General features: G+C 67.5%; 14 protein-coding genes and 1 pseudogene. 5 read left to right on the forward strand and 10 right to left on the reverse strand.

Annotation, left to right across the window (positions count from 1 at the left end):
* Positions 1-48: 48 nt before the first annotated feature.
* The 5 genes from efeO (EV687_RS12735) to EV687_RS12755 form a co-directional block, all read right to left on the reverse strand.
* Positions 49-870 (reverse strand): iron uptake system protein EfeO, encoded by an 822-nt coding sequence (efeO, locus tag EV687_RS12735; protein WP_122228037.1) that lies wholly within the window; start codon positions 868-870, stop codon positions 49-51.
* A gap of 19 nt (positions 871-889) precedes the next feature.
* A complete protein-coding gene (gene efeB, locus EV687_RS12740; protein ID WP_122228034.1) occupies positions 890-2,248 on the reverse strand; it encodes an iron uptake transporter deferrochelatase/peroxidase subunit in 1,359 nt (452 codons plus the stop codon).
* Positions 2,249-2,322: 74 nt separating this feature from the next.
* Complete coding sequence (gene efeO / locus EV687_RS12745) at positions 2,323-3,531, reverse strand: iron uptake system protein EfeO (RefSeq protein WP_122228031.1); 1,209 nt, start codon at positions 3,529-3,531, stop codon at positions 2,323-2,325.
* Positions 3,532-3,542: 11 nt separating this feature from the next.
* A complete protein-coding gene (gene efeU / locus EV687_RS12750) occupies positions 3,543-4,418 on the reverse strand; it encodes an iron uptake transporter permease EfeU (RefSeq protein WP_122228028.1) in 876 nt (291 codons plus the stop codon).
* A 109-nt stretch (positions 4,419-4,527) separates the two neighbouring features.
* Complete coding sequence (locus EV687_RS12755) at positions 4,528-5,511, reverse strand: porin (RefSeq protein WP_122228025.1); 984 nt, start codon at positions 5,509-5,511, stop codon at positions 4,528-4,530.
* Between the two features lie 589 nt (positions 5,512-6,100).
* On the opposite strand from EV687_RS12755, the gene EV687_RS18970 reads away from it, so the two are divergent.
* Positions 6,101-6,268, forward strand: a complete 168-nt coding sequence (locus tag EV687_RS18970; RefSeq protein ID WP_165392827.1) for a hypothetical protein — start codon at positions 6,101-6,103, stop codon at positions 6,266-6,268.
* A 32-nt stretch (positions 6,269-6,300) separates the two neighbouring features.
* Positions 6,301-6,432 (forward strand): annotated as a pseudogene (locus EV687_RS12760) (CstA-like transporter-associated (seleno)protein); the annotation flags it as partial.
* Between the two features lie 11 nt (positions 6,433-6,443).
* Here the strand turns inward: EV687_RS12760 and EV687_RS12765 are convergent.
* On the reverse strand, positions 6,444-7,355 hold the full coding sequence (locus EV687_RS12765; RefSeq protein WP_122228960.1) for a LysR substrate-binding domain-containing protein: 912 nt from the start codon (positions 7,353-7,355) through the stop codon (positions 6,444-6,446).
* A gap of 78 nt (positions 7,356-7,433) precedes the next feature.
* Here EV687_RS12765 and EV687_RS12770 point away from each other — a divergent pair, with 78 nt between their 5' ends.
* Positions 7,434-7,955, forward strand: coding sequence for a CidA/LrgA family protein (locus EV687_RS12770; RefSeq protein WP_122228019.1), 522 nt, complete (start codon positions 7,434-7,436; stop codon positions 7,953-7,955).
* On the forward strand, positions 7,945-8,640 hold the full coding sequence (locus EV687_RS12775; RefSeq protein ID WP_122228017.1) for an LrgB family protein: 696 nt from the start codon (positions 7,945-7,947) through the stop codon (positions 8,638-8,640). The genes EV687_RS12770 and EV687_RS12775 overlap by 11 nt, the downstream gene beginning before the upstream one ends.
* 179 nt (positions 8,641-8,819) lie before the next feature.
* Here the strand turns inward: EV687_RS12775 and EV687_RS12780 are convergent, their stop codons facing one another.
* Positions 8,820-10,121 (reverse strand): SLC13 family permease, encoded by a 1,302-nt coding sequence (locus tag EV687_RS12780; RefSeq protein ID WP_122228014.1) that lies wholly within the window; start codon positions 10,119-10,121, stop codon positions 8,820-8,822.
* Between the two features lie 115 nt (positions 10,122-10,236).
* Here EV687_RS12780 and EV687_RS12785 point away from each other — a divergent pair, with 115 nt between their 5' ends.
* The gene (locus tag EV687_RS12785) at positions 10,237-11,142 is read left to right on the forward strand and encodes a LysR family transcriptional regulator (protein WP_122228011.1); all 906 of its coding nucleotides are present in this window, start codon (positions 10,237-10,239) and stop codon (positions 11,140-11,142) included.
* Between the two features lie 12 nt (positions 11,143-11,154).
* Here EV687_RS12785 and EV687_RS12790 read toward each other — a convergent pair whose 3' ends face one another.
* The 3 genes from EV687_RS12790 to EV687_RS12800 all read right to left on the reverse strand — a co-directional run bounded on the left by EV687_RS12790 (position 11,155) and on the right by EV687_RS12800 (position 18,135).
* Positions 11,155-13,794 (reverse strand): [protein-PII] uridylyltransferase, encoded by a 2,640-nt coding sequence (locus EV687_RS12790; protein WP_122228008.1) that lies wholly within the window; start codon positions 13,792-13,794, stop codon positions 11,155-11,157.
* A 42-nt stretch (positions 13,795-13,836) separates the two neighbouring features.
* Positions 13,837-14,655, reverse strand: coding sequence for a type I methionyl aminopeptidase (gene map, locus EV687_RS12795; RefSeq protein ID WP_122228005.1), 819 nt, complete (start codon positions 14,653-14,655; stop codon positions 13,837-13,839).
* A gap of 111 nt (positions 14,656-14,766) precedes the next feature.
* Positions 14,767-18,135: a WG repeat-containing protein gene (locus tag EV687_RS12800; protein ID WP_162846580.1), complete on the reverse strand. Its 3,369-nt coding sequence runs from the start codon at positions 18,133-18,135 to the stop codon at positions 14,767-14,769.
* Positions 18,136-18,183 lie beyond the last annotated feature (48 nt).

An 18,183-nucleotide genomic window follows, 5' to 3' on the forward strand; every position in this document is an offset into this window, starting at 1 on the left:
AAGGAACCGCTGAAACGGCACGGCGTGCCGTCGCGCCGGCTTCAGGCTTCAGTCGAGGCCGAGCTTGCCGCGCAGCGTCGAGAGGTCTTCGGCCAGCTTGTTGATGGCGGCGGCCAGCGTGGTGCGGTCCTTGTCGGTCAGCTTCTCATAGGAAACATAACCCTTGCCGTCGGCGGCTTCGTAGGTCTTCAGGATGTCGTAGACAGTCTTGAAATTCTTGTCGACTTCGGCGAGGAAGGCCGGTTCCTTGTTCTCGATGAGCGGGCGCACCAGCTCGACGATCTTGTAGGAGCCATCGGTGTTGGCCTTGAAGTCCCACAGGTCAACCTTGCTGTAGCGATTTTCCTCGCCGGAGATCTTGGTGGCGGCCACTTCCTCCATCAGCACGGCGGCGCCGCCCACCACCACTTCGGGGGGGAAGGTCAGCTTGGCGATGCGCGACTGCAGCTCCTGCACGTCGGCCAGCAGCTTGTCGGCCACCGGCTTGACGTCAGCGGCGCTGTTCCCGACCCACAGGCTGTATTCGATGCGGTGAAAGCCCGGGAAGGCCGGGTCCTTCTCCGCATGCTCGTAGTCGTCGGCGCGCGAATCGATGGACACGTCAAGATCGCTGAAGAGCTCGGCGATCGGCTCGATGCGTTCGTAGGACACGCGGGTCGGCGCGTACAAGGCCTTGGCCTTGTCGATCTCGCCGGCCTTGACGGCAGCGACGAAAGCGGTGGTGTCCTTGACGAGCTGCTCGACGTTCTCGGAGACGTAGATCTTGTACTCGGCAATCGGCGCGACCAGATCGAGCTTGGCGCTGTCCTGGGCCATCACGGCGCCGCTGGCGGCCAGTGCGGCAATGGTGATGAGGTTCTTGAGGGTCATGGTGCTTCTCCTGGCTGTATCAGCCTGTGGTGGTAGACGAAAAGGTGGCGCGGGCGGCGGCGATCAGGCCGCTGCCCAGGTAGTCATCGGGGCCGCTCACGCCGGGCAGTGCGTAGAAATAGCCGCCGCCGACGGGCTTGATGTATTCCTCCAGCGGTTCGCCATCGAGCCGGCGCTGCACGGTGATGAAGCCTTGTTCGAGATCGGCCTGGTAGCAGATGAACAGCAGGCCCTGGTCGAGCTGGCCGTTCTTCGTGACGCCGTTGGAGTAGTTGAACGGGCGGCGCAGCATCAGGTTGGCGTCGGATTCACCGGTGCGTGGATTGGCCAGCCGGATATGCGCATCGGGCGGCGTGGCCTCGCCGGCGGGATCCTTGACATAGTCGGGTAGCTCGAATTCGCTGGCATGGGCCTGGTCGAGCGGCGCGCCGCTCATCTTGGTGCGGCCCATGATCTGCTCTTGCTCGCGCAGCGGTGTGCGGTCCCAGCGCTCGACGAAGTTGCGGATGATGCGCACCGCCTGGTAGCTGCCGCCATCCGCCCAGCCGGGTTCGGCATGGCCGGGGCCGACCCAGACGATGCGGTCCATCAGGGCGGCGTCGCCGGCATCCGGGTTGGCCGAGCCGTCGCGGAAACCGAGGAAGTTGCGCGCGCTCTCGACCCGGCCGTCGGGCAGGGGCTGGATCAGCGGCACATTGCCTTCCTGCTTCCAGCGTAGCACCAGCTGGTCGGCCAGGTTCTTGAGGATGTCGCGCAGCGCGTGGATGGTGGTGTCCTGCGTGTTGGCGCAGATCTGCAGGCTGAGATCGCCGTGGCACAGCGCGGCATCCAGCGCATCGTTCGGAAAGCGTGTCATCCGCACGAGGTGCCGTGGCTTGAGGGGCGCCAGCCAGGGGCGGTCGTCGAACAGCGAACTGCCCAGCGAGACCGTGATGGTCAGCGCGTCCGGCAGCACCTGCGGGCCCAGCAGGCCGGAATCGGCCGGCGGCAGGCGCGGATCGTACGGCGGCGGCGTGCCGCCCTGCGTGAGAAAGATGCAGCGCTCGGTGAGTCGTTGGAACAGGCGCTCGAGCGCGTCGGGCGTTTCGGCCAGCACGGCGAAGCTGGCCACCATGCCGTTGGCCGGGCGCGGCGTGGTGATGCCGGCCTGGTGCGGGCCGAAGAAGGCGACGCGGTCATGCACCGAGGCGGCATCGGCCACCGGCGCATTGGTGGCGCTGCTGCCGTGCGGCGTGGCGTGCTGCGGCACGCTGCTGCAGGCCGGCAGGCCGAGCAGCGGGCCGCCGATGGCAAGGCAGCCGAATCCCATGCCCTGCAGGACTTGCCTGCGCTGGACGGGGGCGACTGCGCCGGGGTGGGGAGTAATGGTCTTTTTCATCGTCGTGGCTCTCTGTTCTTGGTTTGGGGCGGCGTGCGGCATGTCGTGCCTTGTCAATCCCTGTCGGGCCTGGGTCACTCCAGCCCCAGCGCCGGGTTGACCTGTGCGATGCCCTGCGCCAACTGCTCCAGCCGCCGGTCCAGTTCGGCGCGCTGCGCCGGGGCGATTTCGCGGTAGGCCGGGAAAGCGCCATTCACCTGCAATGACTGCAGGGCCTTGTCCAGGCCGTCGAAGTCGGCGCGTACCCGTGTGGCCAGCTCGGCACTGGCGCCCTGCAGCAGTTCGCCCAGCAGCAACACGCTTTTCGCCATGCCTTCCAGGTTGGCCTGCAGGTCCGCCAGATCGCTTTGCGCGTAGGGGTTCTGACCATGCTCGAGCGCGCCGTCGCGCAGGCGCTCGGCCTGCCACAGCGCGCTGCCGGCGAGGTCTTCGGGCTTTTGCTGCAGCGCGCGGATGCGCCCCTTGAGCTGCCCGGCATCTTCCGCCAGCTGCTGCGCCACCGGCGCCAGGCCATCGAGCGTGTGCTGCTCGAACAAGGCCTTCTCGAGGCGATGAAAGCCGGTGAAGCCTGGATCCTCCTCGCGGCCTTGCAGGTAGTCGGCTTGCGGGTCGATGCGGGACTCCAGGTCGGCGAAGCGGCCGGCCACGGCCTCGATGCGTTTGTAGGGCAGGCGGGCCGCCAGCCAATGCGCGCGCGCGGCGTCCAGATCGCCGGCCTCCACCGCCGCGGCCAGTGCCTGGGCTTCGCGCTCCATCGCATTGCCCTGCATGATGAGGAACACGCGCTGCTCCGACAGCGGACCGATGAAGGACTGCAGCGGCGGACGCAGGCGTTCGGCCTCGGAGGATGTGGTGGGCGTGACTTCCAGCGTGCCGCGCGGATTGGAGAGCAGCCCGCAAGTGATGGCGAAACTGCCGGGCCTGAGCTTGACCGTCAGCAGCGAGTGGAAGCCCGGCGCGATGTTCTCGCGCTCGGCCACCACCATCACGCCATCGAGAATTTCCCATTCCAGCGGACGGCGCGAGGCATTGTGGATCTCGAAGGTGGTCAGGCCGGCCGGCAGCTTGAAATCGGCCGGCTCGCAGCTGCTGTCGCCGACCACCACCTTGTGGATGCTGCCGCGCTGCGGCCCGGTAGCGGTGCGGGTGGCGTAGTAGAACAGCGCCAGCCCGGCGAGCACCAGCAGCAGGGCCAGGCCCAGGGCCCATGGCACCAGCGCGGAAGGGGCTTTGTCGCGAGGCTGCTGGGTGGCGGATGGGGTGTCGTGGTGGGGCGTTGTCATGGCGGTCGATCTCACTGCGCATCGGCCGAAGCGCCGGCGCTTTGGGGTTGTTGTTGGGGTGCCGGGGCCGCGCTGGCGTGCGGGCGCAGGAACAGCACCAGCGCAGGCACCAGATAAAGCAGCCAGGCCAGCAGTTCACCGCGCGTGGGCGATTCGTGGTAGCCCAGCAAGCCCGACAGCACCGTGCCGGCCACGCTGGCGTTGGGTAGCACCTCGCTCCAGTCGAACACGCGCGTCTGCAGCAGGTTCCAGATGCCCGCCTCGTGGAGGTTGCGCAGCACGCTTGCAAGCAGGCCGGCGGCGACGAACAGGATGAAGATCCCGGTCCAGCGGAAGAAGCGCCGCAGGTCGAGGCGGATGCCACCGTAGTAGATGCCGATGCCCAGCAGCACCGCGACGCCGACGCCGGCCAGGGCGCCGAGCGGCACCGCGCTGCTGCTGCTTTGCTGGAAGATGGCCAGCAGGAAGAAGACCGATTCCAGACCCTCGCGCGCCACTGCAAAAAAGGCCATGCCGACCAGTGCCCAGGTCGCGCCTGTTCCCGTGCGGCTCTCATGGGCAAAGGCCGCGTCCATCGAATCGTACAGCTGGGCCTTGATGGAGCGCGCCGCGCCGCGCATCCAGAACACCATCCACGACAGCACCACCACGGCCACCAGGCCGACGATGGCCTCGAACAGCTCCTGCATCTGCTGCGGGAACTCGCGCCCTGCCAGCAGCACCGCCGCGCCGGCGAACAGCGACAGCGCGATGGCCAGCAGCACGCCGACCCAGACGGCCGGCAGCCACTGGGTGCGGCCGGTCTGGCGCAGATAACTGGCGATGATGCCGACGATCAGCGCTGCTTCCAGCCCTTCCCTGAGCATGATGAGAAATGGTGCCAGCATGTCGTGTGGTCCTAAGAATGGTGGCGCAGGCCGCGGGCGCCGTGCCGCAGCGTCCCGTGGATGGGGCGGCGCGCCGTTGCCGCCGCGGTGGCGGGGCTATGCCCCGGGCTCAGAAGTAGTGGCGCAGGCCGATCGCGAAGGCCTTGAGGTCCTGGCCGGCGCGCGCCACACCGGCGTCCTCGCCGTAGAAGGCGTTGCGGCCGTTGTCGAGCTCGGTGTAGAGCGCATAGACCTTGGTGCGCTTGCTGAAGTTGTAATTCCAGGCCAGCGTCCATTGCGTGGCGGCGCTGCCGGCCACCTTCTTGTACTTGTCGGCGTGGCCGACGTTGAGATGGAACTCCGAGTTGCCCAGGTTGTAGATGCCGACCAGGCGGTAGTTGTTGCGCTGGCCGCCGTCGTCGACCCAGCCGTTCTTGTCGCGCTGCCAGTAGCCGCCGAACTGGAAGTCGCCCAGCGAGTAGAGGGCGCGCAGGCTGACCTGGTCGGCCTGGTCATAGTCGACATACGAAGCCGCCAGCGACAGGTCGCCGACATCGTAGTTGGCGATCAGCTCGTAGGCATTCTTCTTGACGCCATCCTGCTGCAGGCGGTCGTCCTTGCTGCTCAGGCCCAGCTCCAGCACGAGGCCGCCGAATTCCGGCGAGACGTAGCCGATGTGGTGATCGGCCGGCATGATGTCGGCGAACAGCCAGTCGGCCGAGGTGCCGACGTTGTCGTTGTGCAGGCTGATTTCTTCGACGATGGTCTTGAACGACTGCCCGCCGTAGTTGCCCAGGCGCACCCGACCCCAGCCACCACCCAACCAAACCTCGGACTGGCTGCCGAAGCCATCGGCGGCGCCGCTGGTGCTGTCGATGTCCATTTCGAAGAGGAAGCCGGCCTTGAGGCCGCTGCCGAGGTCTTCCTCGCCCTGGAAGCCCAGGTTCGAGCCGTTGTTGCGCAGTTCGTTGTGGGCCGAACTGCCGCTGAGCTTGACGTGCTCGGCGGTGGTGTTGACGCGGCCATAGATGGAGACGGAACTCTGGGCCCAGGCGGAATGGGCGCCACACAGGGCCATCACGGCGATGGCCGATACGAGGGAGCGGTTTTTCATGACTGAATGAACGATTGGCGTGGTCTTGCCACGGACTTTTCCATGCCAGTCGATCATTGGTGGGCCTCGGCTGGCTCCTCTGCCTGCATGGTTGGCAGGCAATCTGCTTCAACCGCCTGGTGTCGTTCCTGTCGCGCCAAAGAGTGGTAGCCGGTTGAATCAGGATGGATTCTAGCGCTCGGAATCACGACTTGGAATGATAATTAGTTTCAGATGCGTGAATGTCCATTTGCCGCAATCGTGTATTGATGCACGTCAAAGGTGCATCGCACCGCCATCGGGCGGGCGTTGCGCAGCTGCGACGCGATCGGTGTGAAACGAGGGAAGGTCAGCAAGACCCGGCCGGAAGGCGCGGGTTCACGCGGTGACACGGGTTTCGCGGGCCTTTTCTAGGGGAAACACTGGTTTTGGCTGCAACCGCCTGTGCTGGCGCAGGCATACGCTCGGCGGGCGCGACGCACCATAGCGGGGCGCTGCGCAGAACAAGATCTTCGCGGGAGACAGCAAGGTCAACACGGACGAAAACCGGGGGCTCGGCCACCTGGGCTGGTTCCCGCTGGCACTTCTGGGAGGCATGGGCCTCGGCGTCGTGGCATTGCGCCGCGGCGAGAGCATCAATGCGCTCTGGCTGGTGCTGTGCACCCAGGCGGCGGCGCTGATCACGCTGCTCGATCCGAACCCGGAGACGGGCTTCGTCGCGCAGGGCCGCATCGAGCGCGAAACACCGTTCCAGCCCATCCCGGGCGAGGCGGCCTGAGCGCGGAACGCGCAGAAGAGGAGCCAGCGCATATGTTCAGCAACCTCCGGCAGTTGCGCAGCGTGGGCGCCTACCTCGGGCAGGCCGTCCGCATGATGGTCGGTATGCCGGACTACGGCACTTGCGTCGAGCACATGAAGGCGACCCATCCGGGGCCGCCCTACATGAGCTCCCGCTACGGCGTCGGCAGCAGCCCGGCCGGGCCGCCGCCGAGTTTCTCGCGGCTCAACTCCAGCCATTTGAGCGCCGCCGGCGAGAGCGTGCGCTGGCGCGGCCAGGCCAGCGCGAGCTGCCAGAGCGTGCCCTCGTCCTGGCGGATCGGGATGAAGCGCGTCTGGCGCTGGGCCTGCTGGGGCACCATCAGCTCCGGTAGAAAGGCCACGCCGTAGCCGGCCGCCACCAGCGCGATGACGAAGTCCACCTGGCCGCTGTGCGTGGCCTCGCGCGGCTCGAAACCCTGCTGCATGCAGGCATGGCGCAACTGGGCATTGAGGGCGAAGCCAGCCTCGTAGAAGATGAACGGCGTCTCGGCCAGCTCGGCCAGCGCGATCTCCTGGCAGCCCGCCAGCGGGTGGTCGGTGGCCAGCACGGCCACCAGCCGGCTCTGGAAGACGAACTGGGCCTCCAGCGCCTCGGGCACGGGCAGCAGCGTGGCGGCCAGCTCGATGTCGCCGCGCAGCAACAATTCCTCCAGGCGGCGGCTGCCTTGCTCGACCAGTTGGATGTCGATCTGCGGATAGCGCTGGCGGAAGGTCACGAAGAGTGGTGCAAACAGGCTGGCACTGCCCAGCGGCGGCAGGCCCAGCCGCAGCACGCCGCGCTGCAGCCCCTGCAACTCGGCCAGTTCGTCGCGCATGCGCTGGGCCTCTTCGAGCATGTTGCGGGCATGCTGCAACACCAGTTCCCCGGCGCTGGTGGGGCGCAGCGGGGTCATGCTGCGCTCGAGCAGCACCACGCCCAGTTCCTCCTCGAGCTGGTGCACGGCCTTGCTGACGGTCGACTGGCTGGCGTGGCTGGTAGTCGCGGCGGCAGTGAAGCTGCCGGTGCGAACCACCTCGGAGAACATGTGCAGAAGACGCAGGCGCATGATGCATTCCAATATCGAATTGATGTTATGAATATTATTCTCTATGAGAATAAATGAGCCAGGAGTATCTTTGTTGCCATGCAACATTTTTCTTCGCTTCGCCGGCGTCTGATGGCGTCCTGGCAGGATTGGCACTGGCCCGAGGATCGCTCGGCCGCCGGTCTGTGGCATGCACTGCGTGCCAGTGTGCCGTTCCAGATCCTGCTGCTGGTAGGACTTTGGTGGGGGGCGCTGCTGCTGATGCGGCTGGCCGGCCTGGCCCAGCTTGCCGGCGTCGCCGGCATGTTCCTGCTGTGGATCGCGCTGATCAACAACTGGGTGCCGCTGGCCAGCGTGCGTGCCGGTGCCAACTGGCTGATCCGTCACATGCTGCTGTTCTTCATCCCGGCGGTGCTGGTGATCCTGGACCACCGCGAGCTGATGGGCTGGATCGGCGTCAAGCTGTTCCTGGTGATCGTGCTCGGCACGGTGGTGGTGATGGCCTGCACGGCCCTGTCGATCGAGTGGTGCCTGCGCCTGCACCGGCACCGCCAAGCCATGCAGCGCCTGCGCCGTCAGCGCTTGGCGCTGGCGCCGCAAGGAGGCCGTGATGTGGCTTGACATCCTGCTCTGGTCGGTTTTGACGCTGGCCGTGTATTTCGTGGCCCGGCGCATCTATCTGGTGATGCCGCGCTGGTGGACCTCGCCGCTGCTGCTGGCGCCCGCAGTGCTGATGCTGGTGATGCTGGCGCTGCACGTGAGCTACGGCGAATACATCCGTGGCACGCATTGGCTGATCCTCATGCTGGGGCCGGTGACGGTGGCCTTTGCCGTGCCGATCTACGAGCAGCGCGAACTGCTGCGCCGCTACTGGGCCGTGCTGCTGCTCGGGGCGCTGGTGGGCAGCAGCGTCTCGTTGCTGAGTGCCTGGCTGCTGGCGCGCGGGCTGGATCTCTCGCCGCAGTTGCAGCGCAGCCTGATGCCGCGCTCGGTGACCACCCCGTTTGCCGTGACGGTTTCCGACCGGCTCGGCGGCATGCCCGATCTGACCTCCGCCTTCGTGATCGCCACGGGCCTGTGCGGCGCGGCGCTGGGCAGCGGCCTGCTGCGCTACCTGCGGCTGCGCTCGGGCATTGCGCGTGGCGCGCTGTTCGGCATGGGTGCGCACGGCGCCGGCGTGGCCCGCGCCCAGGAACTGGGCGTGCAGGAGGGCACGGTGGCCGGGCTGGTGATGATCCTTGCCGGCCTGATGAACCTGGCCCTGTTGCCGCTGGTGAGCCTGCTGCTGAACTGGCATCTGGGCTGAGCCGCCATGGCTAGTGTCGTGAATCAGAAGTTCGTCTCATAAAGATGCCGAGAATCGTCGCCATGCTGCGTGACAAATCCTCATGATAGCGATGGCTATCACTGCGGTTTGCGCCTTGCCTGACAACGATTTCGACATCTTTATTGATTCAACGGACTTCCAATTCACGACACTAGCCACTAGCGCGGAATCCAGCCCAGCAGCCGGAACCAGCCATAGTCCAGCGGCACCAGCACCAGCAGGCTGATGGCGGCCAACCACAGGCACAGCCGGATGCCATCGCCTGCTGGCACCCGGCCCATGCCCATGGCCACCACGATGGGGGAGGCCTGATAGGGCAGCAGCGGCGTGGCATAGCCGATCACCTGCACCATCAGCACGGTCATGAGTGGCAGGCCCGAGGCGTCGGCCAGTGATTGCGCCAATGGCGTCAGCAGTGCCGGCACCCCGTTGGCGGTGACGGTGAAGTTCAGCACGCTGGTCAAGGCCACCAGCGCACCGAAGTTGCGCGCCGGGCTGTCCGGATCCAGCGGCAGCCACTGCAGCAGCGCTGCTCCGATGCGGGCTCCCAGCCCGGAATGGTCCAGCAGCGCGGCCAGGCCCAGGATGCCGGCAATGTAGATGCAGGTGCGGAAGTTGACGCCGGTGGCGAACTCGTCGCTGCCGAGAAAGCCCACCCGCGGCAACAGACACAGGCAGGCAGCCGCAAGGCCGATCCAGGCTGGGGAGATGCCATGCAGCGCATCACTCATCCACAGTGCCAGCGTGACCAATAGCAGCACGAGCAGGCGCCTTTCCGCAGCGCTGAGCGGTTGCGCCGATGCCGCCGCTGGCGCGACGCGCCGCGGAGATGCCGGAAACAGCAGGCACAGGCATGCCACCAGCGCCAGGCCCTTGAGCAGGCCCAGCACCGGCGCATGCAGCAACAGGTAGGGCAGGTAGGACAGGTGGATGCCGTAGGCGCTTTCGGCAGCACCGGCCATGACGAGGTTGGGTACGTTGGCCGGCAGGATGCTGGCAGAGAGCTGGAAAGTGGCAAACCCCACCGCCAGGGCCAGCGCGATGCGGCCACGGCTGCCTTCGGACAGGCCGGCGCGGTCGGCCAGTGCCATGACGATGGGCATTAGCAGCGCGATGCGCCCCATGTTGGAGGGCATGACGAAGGCCAGTGCATAGGCCAGCAGCACCACGCCGCCGACCATGCGCGGCCAGGAGCCTGTCAGGTGCGGTGCCAGGCCGCTGGCGATGCGATCGGCCAGACCCACCTTGCGGATCGCCATGCCAAGGACGAAGCCACTGAGGATCAGCCAGAATGCCGCCGAGGCAAAGCCGGAGAACAGGATGTCCGATGGCGCCAGTTGCAGAACGGCCGCTGTCGCAAAGAACAGCAGTGCCACCAGGTATTCGGGAAGGCGGGCGGTGGCCCACAGGCCGATCGTTGCCGCAGCGAGCGCGGCGACCAGCCAGGTGCTTGGGGTCATGGTGTCTCCGGGGATATGCTGATGCTTGTTGTGGTGCGAAGGATAGTGCCGTCATGTCCATCGAGGGAATCCGTAATTTTTCATGGCATCCTTCACGAAAAGCGAAGGATGACCGATGACACGCCCCAGACTTGATCTCTCGGACCTCAGCCTGTTTCGCCACATCGCAGAGGCGGGCAGCATCACCGGAGGCGCGTTGCGCGCCCATACCGCGCTGGCGGCGGCGAGCACGCGGCTGCGCGGCATGGAAGAGGCTGTCGGCACACGCCTCGTTGAGCGCAGCCGCCAGGGGGTGGCGCTGACGCCGGCCGGCCATGTGCTGCTGGGCCATGCCCGCGAACTGCTGGTACAGGCCGAGCGCATGCACGAGGAACTGGGGACTTTCTCCGGTGTCCGCGGCTCGCACATCCGGCTGCTCTCCAACACGAACGCGTTGACCGAGTTTCTGCCACAGGTGCTGGGCCGCTTTCTGGCCGATCATCCGGGCACCACGCTGGATCTGCGGGAGCTGCTTAGCGATGAGATCGTCGGGCTGGTGGCCGAAGGCGCGGCCGATGTGGGCATCGTGGCTGGCACGGTCGATACCGGTGCCTTGCAGACATTGCCGTTTCGCGCCGACCGCTTTGTGGTGGTGGCGCCGCCCGGGGATCCGCTGGCAGGTGCCGCCAGCGTGGATTTCGCCAGCATCCTGGGGCGCGACTTCATCGGCCTCGATCGTGACAGCGCCTTGCAGCGCTTCCTGGCCGAGCGGGCCTGGCGCGAGGGATGCCGGCTGCGCCTGCGGGTGCAGTTGCGCAGCTTCGATGCCATTTGCCTGATGGTGCAGGCCGGTGTGGGCATCGGCATCGTGCCTGAGACCACCGCGCGGCGCGCGCAGCACGGCATGGCTCTGGCCATCGTGCCCTTGCGCGACGATTGGGCGTGGCGCGATCTGCGTGTGTGCCTGCGGCGGCGCGAGGCGGGCCATGTGGCACTGCGGCGACTCGTCGGCTATCTGTGCCCGCAGTACCCGGGCCAATGAGACGGCGCGCGGCTACTGCAGCGCCGCGCAGCGGCGCATCAGTTCGCGCTCGAGGGCCTGCTGCAGGCTGTCCTCGCGCAGGCCCCTGCCTTCGATCAGGAAACTGTCCTCGGCGCGCTCGCCCAGCGTGGTGATCTTGGCCAGGTTCACGCCCAGGTGGAAGTGCGCCAGCGTCCAGGCGATCGAGTAGAGCAGGCCGGGGCGGTCGGAGGCCGAGAGGGTCAGCAGCCAGTGCTGGGCCTTGTCGTCGGGTTCGAGCCGGATGCGGGTGTTGACCGGGAAATGGCGCACCCGGCGCGAGACGCGGCGCGCGCGCGGCTCGGGCAGCGGGGTGTTCTGCTGCAGGTAGTGGCTGAGGTCGCCCTCGATGAAGTGGGCGGTCTCTTCGGGCGTCTTGTCCTGGAACTCCAGCGCGACCTGGAAAGTGTCGAGTGCATAGCCATCGCGTGTGGTGTGGATGCGCGCGTCGAGGATTTCGTATTCGGCCTGGTCGAAGTAGCTGCAGATGCGTGCGAACAGGTCGGCGCGGTCCGATGCGTAGATGGTGACCTGGATGCCCTCGCCAATGACGGATTTGCGCGCGATCACTTGCGGAGGTGCGTCGGGGGCGTGGCTGTGCCCGGCCAGATGACGGGCGTGCCAGGCCAGTTCGTCGGCGCTGTGGCGCAGGAAGTAGCCAAAGTCCATCTGCCGCCAGAAGGTCTCGAGCGCGCTGGCGGGCAGCGGATCGAGCGACAGCAGCACGCGCGCCTCGCCCTTGCACAGTTCGGTTTCGGCCTGCGGGTCGGGCGCGGTGCCGCCGAGCATGCGGGCGGTGGCGCGGTACAGGTCTTCGAGCAGCTTGCCCTTCCAGGCGTTCCAGACCTTGGGGCTGGTGCCGCGGATGTCGGCCACGGTCAGCAGGTAGAGCGCAGTGAGGTAGCGCTCGCTGCCCACGCGCTGCGCGAAGGCGGCGATGACCTCGGGGTCGCTCAGATCCTGCTTCTGCGCGATCTGGCTCATCGAGAGGTGTTCGCGGATCAGGAACACCAGCAGGTCGGTGTCGGCCTTGGCGATATCGTGCTGGCGGCAGAACTTGCGCATCTCGCGCGCGCCGATCTCGGAGTGGTCGCCGCCGCGGCCTTTGCCGATGTCGTGGAACAGCGCCGCCAGATACAGGAGCCAGGGTTTGTCCCAGCCTGCCGCGAGGCTGGAGCAGTAGGGGTACTCGTGCGCGTGCTCGGCCAGGAAGAAGCGGCGCATGTTGCGCACCACCATCAGGATGTGCTGGTCGACCGTGTAGACGTGGAACAGGTCATGCTGCATCTGCCCGACGATGCGGCGGAACGGCCACAGGTAGCGTCCCAGCACCGAGGTGCGGTTCATCAGCCGCAGCGCATGGGTGATGCCGGCGGGCTGTTGGATGATCTGCATGAAGAGCTGGCGGTTGACCGGGTCGCGCCGGAACGCCGCGTTCATGGTGTTGCGCGCGTTGTAGAGCGCACGCAGCGTGCGCGCCGACAGGTCCTTGAGGCCGACCTGCGTCTCGTAGAGCAGGAAGGTCTGCAGAATGGCGTGCGGGTGCTTGATGTAGAGGTCGTCGCTGGCGACCTCGATCATGCCGCCCTTGTCGAAGAAATGTTCGTTGATGGGCCGCAACCGGTGCACGCCGGGATTGAGACGCTCCTCGATGTCCAGCAGCAGGATCTGGTTGAGTTGTGTCACCCCCTTGGCGCACCAGTAGTACTGGCGCATCAACTGCTCGCTCGCGCGCATCGGCAGGCGAGAGCCCTGCGTGTTCTCCGAGCGGTAGCCGAACAGCTCGGCGACGCTGGTCTGCAGGTCGAAGATCAGCCGGTCCTCATGGCGGCCCGAGATGGCGTGCAGGCGCGCGCGGATCAGGCTTAGTTCGGCTTCGCAGTGGCGCAGCGCGCGCACTTCCAGCGGTGTGGCAATGCCGTTCTTGGCCAATTCGGCCCAGCTGTTGCCCAGACCAGCGGCGCGCGCCACCCAGAGGATCACGTGCAGGTCGCGCAGCCCGCCAGGCGACTCCTTGCAGTTGGGCTCGAGCGCGTAGGGCGTGTTGTCGAAACGGGCATGGCGCTGGCGCATCTCCAGCGTCTTGGCGTGCAGAAAGGCCAGTGGATCGAGCGTGGCCATGAAGCGCTGCTCGAAACGCGCGGCCAGCGCCCGGTCGCCACAGATCCAGCGCGATTCCAGCATCGCGGTCTGTACCGTGATGTCCTCCTGCGCGTCGGCCAGCGCCTCGTCGATGCTGCGCAGGCTGAAGCCGATCTCCAGGCCCACATCCCAGCAGCTGCTGACGAAGCCCTCGATGCACTGCTTGAGCGGGTCATCGCCGTCGATGGGCTGGCCCGCGGGCGTCAGCAGCAGCACGTCCACGTCGGAGGCGGGGAAGAGCGTGTCGCGTCCGAAGCCACCTACGCCCAGCAGTGCCAGCTCGCCGGGCAGCCCGGCACGTTGCCACAGCAGGCGCAGCATGTCATCGGCGTGCTGCGCCAGGGTGTGCAGCAGGGTGTGGATGCGCCTGCGCTGATGGCCCGGCTGCAGCAGCTCGGCCACCACCGCCTGTTTTTGCTGCTGGTACTGGCTGCGCAGGGCGGCAAGCGGCTCACCGGGTGCGAGGGAGGCGGTGCAATCGGACAGCGGCATGGGGAGAGTCGGGCGCTTGGGGGCGAAGATCAAAGGGGTGCGTCAGGTCTTGGTGGCCTTGACGAAATCGGGCAGCGGCGGCGAACCGGCCGAGAGCGTCAGCACTTCGTAGCCGGTGGGCGTGACGATGAGCTGATGCTCCCACTGCGCGGTCAGGCTGTGGTCCTTGGTGACGATGGTCCAGCCGTCCCGGCCGTGTTCCTTGATTTCCTTGCGGCCGAGGTTGAGCATGGGCTCGATGGTGAAGACCATGCCGGGCTCGAGCACCTCCATGGTGCCGGGGCGGCCATAGTGCAGCACCTGAGGCTCTTCGTGGAAGCGCCGGCCGATGCCGTGGCCGCAGAACTCGCGCACCACCGACAGGCCATTGCCCTCGGCGAACTTCTGGATGGCGTGGCCAACATCGCCCAGCGTGGCGCCGGGCTTGACCTCCAGGATGCCCATCCACATGGCCTCGAAGGTCAGGCGGCACAGCCGCTTGGCGGCGATCGAGACCTCGCCGACCTCGAACATGCGGCTGTTGTCGCCATACCAGCCATCCTTGGTGATGATGGTGACGTCGACGTTGAGGATGTCGCCCTTCTTCAACGGCTTGTCGCTCGGAATGCCGTGGCAGACCACGTTGTTCGGAGAGGTGCAGACCGAACCCGGGTAGGGCGGGTAATCCGGAGAGGGCTGGTAGCCCAGCGAGGCCGAGCGCGTGCCCTGTCTGGCCATGCATTCGGCAGCGAGTCGGTCGATCTCCTTGGTAGAGACGCCGGGCTTGACGTGGGGGGTGATGTAGTCGAGAACTTCGGAGGCCAGGCGGCAGGCTTCGCGCAGGCCTGGCAGGTCCGCTTCGGTTTTGATGTCGATGGGCATGGCGCGATTATCCCACCGCAGCGGCAGCTCCGTGTGCAGCGGCAGACGCGCTGCCGCAATGGCGCCTGGCCCGCTCCATGGCCTGCATCATGACCCGTGTCATGGTCCGTTTCATGGCCTGGGGCAGGCCGCCCTGGCCTGGCCGCGCAGGTCGGCGGGCCAGCTGATCTCGCCATGGCGATCCAGCACCACCGGCGTCTGTCCGCAGCGCCAGGCACTGTGCATCAGCAGCGTGCCATCCGCCTGGGCCAGGCCGAGGTTGCCCATGGCGCTGACGGCGATGAGGCCGTCCTGGAAGTCTTTGGCCACCGCATCGAAGCGCGGCGCTGCGGCGGGTTGGCCGCCCAGGCTGACAAAACCATACTGGGGCAACATGGCCGCCTGATCCGCTGCTGGGGCAGTCGCCACCTCCTGACCGATGGCGCGGCGCGCAGCGGGGCGTGCCAGCGGGTGGCCGGGCGGCAGCGGCGTTTGGCGGGCCACCACCAGCTGGCCACTGCCGAGCACGCGCACCGTATCGCCCGGCTGCAGTCCGGCGCCGGTGATGGGCCGGCCCTGAGCGTCATAGAGCGCGGTGCCTTCGGCACGCGGCAGCGCCAGCACGCCGTGCTGGAAGCCCTCCGACGGCGAGAGCCAGTCGGCCAGTTGCAGCCGCTCCCGCCCCTGCATGTCGACGAAGATGGCGCTTCGCTCGCTGCCGGCGTGTGGCACCGGCAGCCAGTTGTCGGGCGCTGCATCGTCGATCGGGGTCTGCTCGGCCAGCGGCAGCGGGGAGGCATGCTGCAGCACTTGCCATGGCGATCCGGGCGCGGGTCCGGGTCCGCCCGGGGCATGGGCCGTGAATGTGGCCGGTGCCATCTGCAGTACGCGGCCATTGATGTCCACGGCAGTGAACTGCTGGCCGCTGATCCAGCCGAGCACCAGCGCATCCGAGTCGGCCCATTTGCGGAACAGGTTTTCATCGCGCACGGCCAGCAGCGGTGTCAGCCAGCGGTTGCGGGCATCGAGCAAGGCATGGCGCGTGCCGCTGGAGACCTTGACCCAGCCGTCGTCGCGGGTTTCGATGCGCTCGAACGCCACCGGTAGCGTGGTGCGGCCATGCAGGTCCACCAGGCCATGCAGACCCTGGCTGGAAAGGCGCAGCCAGGAGGAGTCGCCGCGCGGGGGCTCCAGGTCGCCGGCCATGATGCCGCTGCGCTGCGTGCCATCGGGGGCCAGCAGCGCCAGGTGGCGGTGGCCGGCCGGGGTGCGGTAGAAGGCTTGCCAGCCCTGCAGGCGTTGCTGTCCGTCCAGCATGGGGCCGATGGCCTCCAGCCGCAGCCAGTCGCTGGTGCGGCGGCCATCCGCCGCAAAAATGGCGAAGTCCGAGAAGCCTTCCTCGCCTGCCACCGGACGCGTGAAACGCACGTGGCCGTCGTGGACCGTGCTGGCCAAGCCGTCCAGTTGGCCCAGCTCCGGCAGCGGCCGTGCCGTGGCCGCGTGGGGGTCGGCGGCATTGACGGCAAACCAGCCGGAAGCGGTCTGCAGCCACAGGAGGCCTGGCGCCACGCGGATGGACGGGGCCGAATGATCGAAGCCGGGAAGCTCGGCGATGCGCTGGCCCTGGCTGCCCACCAGGGTGTAGCGCGGCGGCTCTTGCAGCTCCTCGGTCTGCGGGCCCAGCCAGAATGGGCGCGCCTTGGGCGTGGGCCGCACCGGGGTGGTGGCCAGCCAGCCGTTGCTCAGGTCGAACACCACCTGGTCCGGCGCGGGCCGGACCAGATAGGCGCCATTCACATCCAGTGCACCATCGCCATCGGCGGTGCGCACCAGGACGAGGGGCCAGAGGGCAGGCGCGGCCCCGTCCAGGCCCGTGCGCTGAAAGCGCAGCGATCGCCACTGCGGCTCGTGCACCAGCCGGCCCGTTCGGGTGATCAGGTAGAAGCGTTCCCGGTAGTCATCGCCGCGCGTGCTCAGGATGATGGGGGGACGCTGCGTTGCCGCGCCCTCTGGCGCCTCTTCGAGCAGTTGGACTTCCTGCAGCCTGCCTTCGAGCTGTCTGAGCATGTCGACGCCGAGCAGGGCCTGGCCATCTTGGCTGAAGATCTGCCATTGCGGCTCCCGGTCGGTGCTGGCGCTGGCCGTGGCGGCTTGGGTCGCCGGCTCGGTGAGGAGGGTCAGATGGCGCGCATCGGCCCAGGCGCGCTGGATGCGGCCCTGGCCGGACCAGTGCTGACCGGAGGGGCTGCTGATCCAGTGGCGGCCATCGCAGCCGTTCACGGCCGACCAGCCCGACGATTCTGGCAGACCATAGACGGTCTCTACCGCCCGCCCACGGCCCTGGTCGTCACAGGCGAGGCGCGCGAGCGGGCGGCCTTGCGCATCCAGCAACTCCGCCGCTGCCGACTCGCGCACGGCCAGATAAAAGAGGCCCAGGCGCGTGATGCGCCGGTGCGAGCCATCGCTCAGGCGCCGTCCGCTGGCATCGAGCAGCACCTGTCGATCAACGCTGCAGTGCGCGCCGTCGCAGATCAGCCCCGGCGGCGCGGGTGGTGGCGGCGGCGCGGGATGATCGATCTGGCTGGCGGCAGTGGCCGCAGCGGCTTGCGCCGGTGCGGGGCCAGGGACTTTGAGGCCGGCGATCGCCACGCCCTGCTGGAACTCGCCGATGGTGGTATAGACGGGCTGTGCCAGCCAGCGGCCTTCTGCACTCCAGATGCCCCAGTGGCGCTGTGCGTAATTCTCGTGGCGCAGCTGTGCGACCACGGCATGCGGGCTGGCCGGGCGCTGGATATCCAGGTCAGGGGTGACCGGCACGCGCTGTCCCGACGGCGAAAGCCAGAAGTCGGGCAGCGAAAATTCGGCGAACCAGCGCTGCGGCTCGGCGCGTGCGCCGCTGATGCGCATGGTGGTGCCGGCGGGCGCGTCGGCAGGCAGTGCCGGCAGGGCCTGCTCCTGCCCCGCATGGGTGATGAAGACCTGTGGCCCATCCGGAATCCTGGCCAGCGCCCGCCCACCCACCATGGGCCCGGCGTCGCTGTAGTCGGGCTTGGCAACCCATTGGCCCTGTCGGTCGATGTAGCCGGCGTAGCCCTTGCCGGGTCCGCTGGCATGCACCAGCGCGCGTCCTTCGTGGAAGGCGTCCGCGAACATGAACTGTGGTTCGATCACCCAGCGGCCCTGCGCATCGATGTAGCCCCAGGGGCCATTCTCGCCCTGCTGCACCGGTGCCAGGCCCTCGCTGAAACGGCCGGCCTCGGCGAAGCGCGGCTCGATGGCCACGACGCCCGTCGCATTCAGGTAGCCCCATTGCCGGCCGAGCTGGAATGCCGCCAGTTGCTCCTGCATCGGGCAAATGCGGTTGATGGCCGATTCCGTGCCAGGCGCCGGCGAGAAGCAGTCGATGGTGTGCGAGGTCCACGCCAGACCGGCAGCCGGCCAAAGCAGGCCAGTGCAGGCCAGGGTGCTTGCCGAGGCCAGGGCAATGGCGAGGCGGAGCATGGAAGCGGGCCGGGCCGGCTTCCATGCGCCGTGGCGGTGGCATGCCGG

The organism is Corticibacter populi (assembly GCF_004217315.1).
Taxonomy (GTDB): domain Bacteria; phylum Pseudomonadota; class Gammaproteobacteria; order Burkholderiales; family Burkholderiaceae_C; genus Lampropedia; species Lampropedia populi.

Bases quoted from the DNA above. Each gene is read 5' to 3' on its own strand.
- efeU (WP_122228028.1), bottom strand. From the start codon at position 4,418: ATGCTGGCACCATTTCTCATCATGCTCAGGGAAGGGCTGGAAGCAGCG.
- EV687_RS12780 (WP_122228014.1), bottom strand. From the start codon at position 10,121: ATGACCCCAAGCACCTGGCTGGTCGCCGCGCTCGCTGCGGCAACGATC.
- EV687_RS12755 (WP_122228025.1), bottom strand. From the start codon at position 5,511: ATGAAAAACCGCTCCCTCGTATCGGCCATCGCCGTGATGGCCCTGTGT.
- EV687_RS12785 (WP_122228011.1), top strand. From the start codon at position 10,237: ATGACACGCCCCAGACTTGATCTCTCGGACCTCAGCCTGTTTCGCCAC.
- EV687_RS12765 (WP_122228960.1), bottom strand. From the start codon at position 7,355: ATGCGCCTGCGTCTTCTGCACATGTTCTCCGAGGTGGTTCGCACCGGC.
- efeB (WP_122228034.1), bottom strand. From the start codon at position 2,248: ATGAAAAAGACCATTACTCCCCACCCCGGCGCAGTCGCCCCCGTCCAG.
- efeO (WP_122228031.1), bottom strand. From the start codon at position 3,531: ATGACAACGCCCCACCACGACACCCCATCCGCCACCCAGCAGCCTCGC.
- EV687_RS12770 (WP_122228019.1), top strand. From the start codon at position 7,434: ATGCAACATTTTTCTTCGCTTCGCCGGCGTCTGATGGCGTCCTGGCAG.
- map (WP_122228005.1), bottom strand. From the start codon at position 14,655: ATGCCCATCGACATCAAAACCGAAGCGGACCTGCCAGGCCTGCGCGAA.
- efeO (WP_122228037.1), bottom strand. From the start codon at position 870: ATGACCCTCAAGAACCTCATCACCATTGCCGCACTGGCCGCCAGCGGC.
- EV687_RS12775 (WP_122228017.1), top strand. From the start codon at position 7,945: ATGTGGCTTGACATCCTGCTCTGGTCGGTTTTGACGCTGGCCGTGTAT.
- EV687_RS12790 (WP_122228008.1), bottom strand. From the start codon at position 13,794: ATGCCGCTGTCCGATTGCACCGCCTCCCTCGCACCCGGTGAGCCGCTT.
- EV687_RS12800 (WP_162846580.1), bottom strand. From the start codon at position 18,135: ATGCTCCGCCTCGCCATTGCCCTGGCCTCGGCAAGCACCCTGGCCTGC.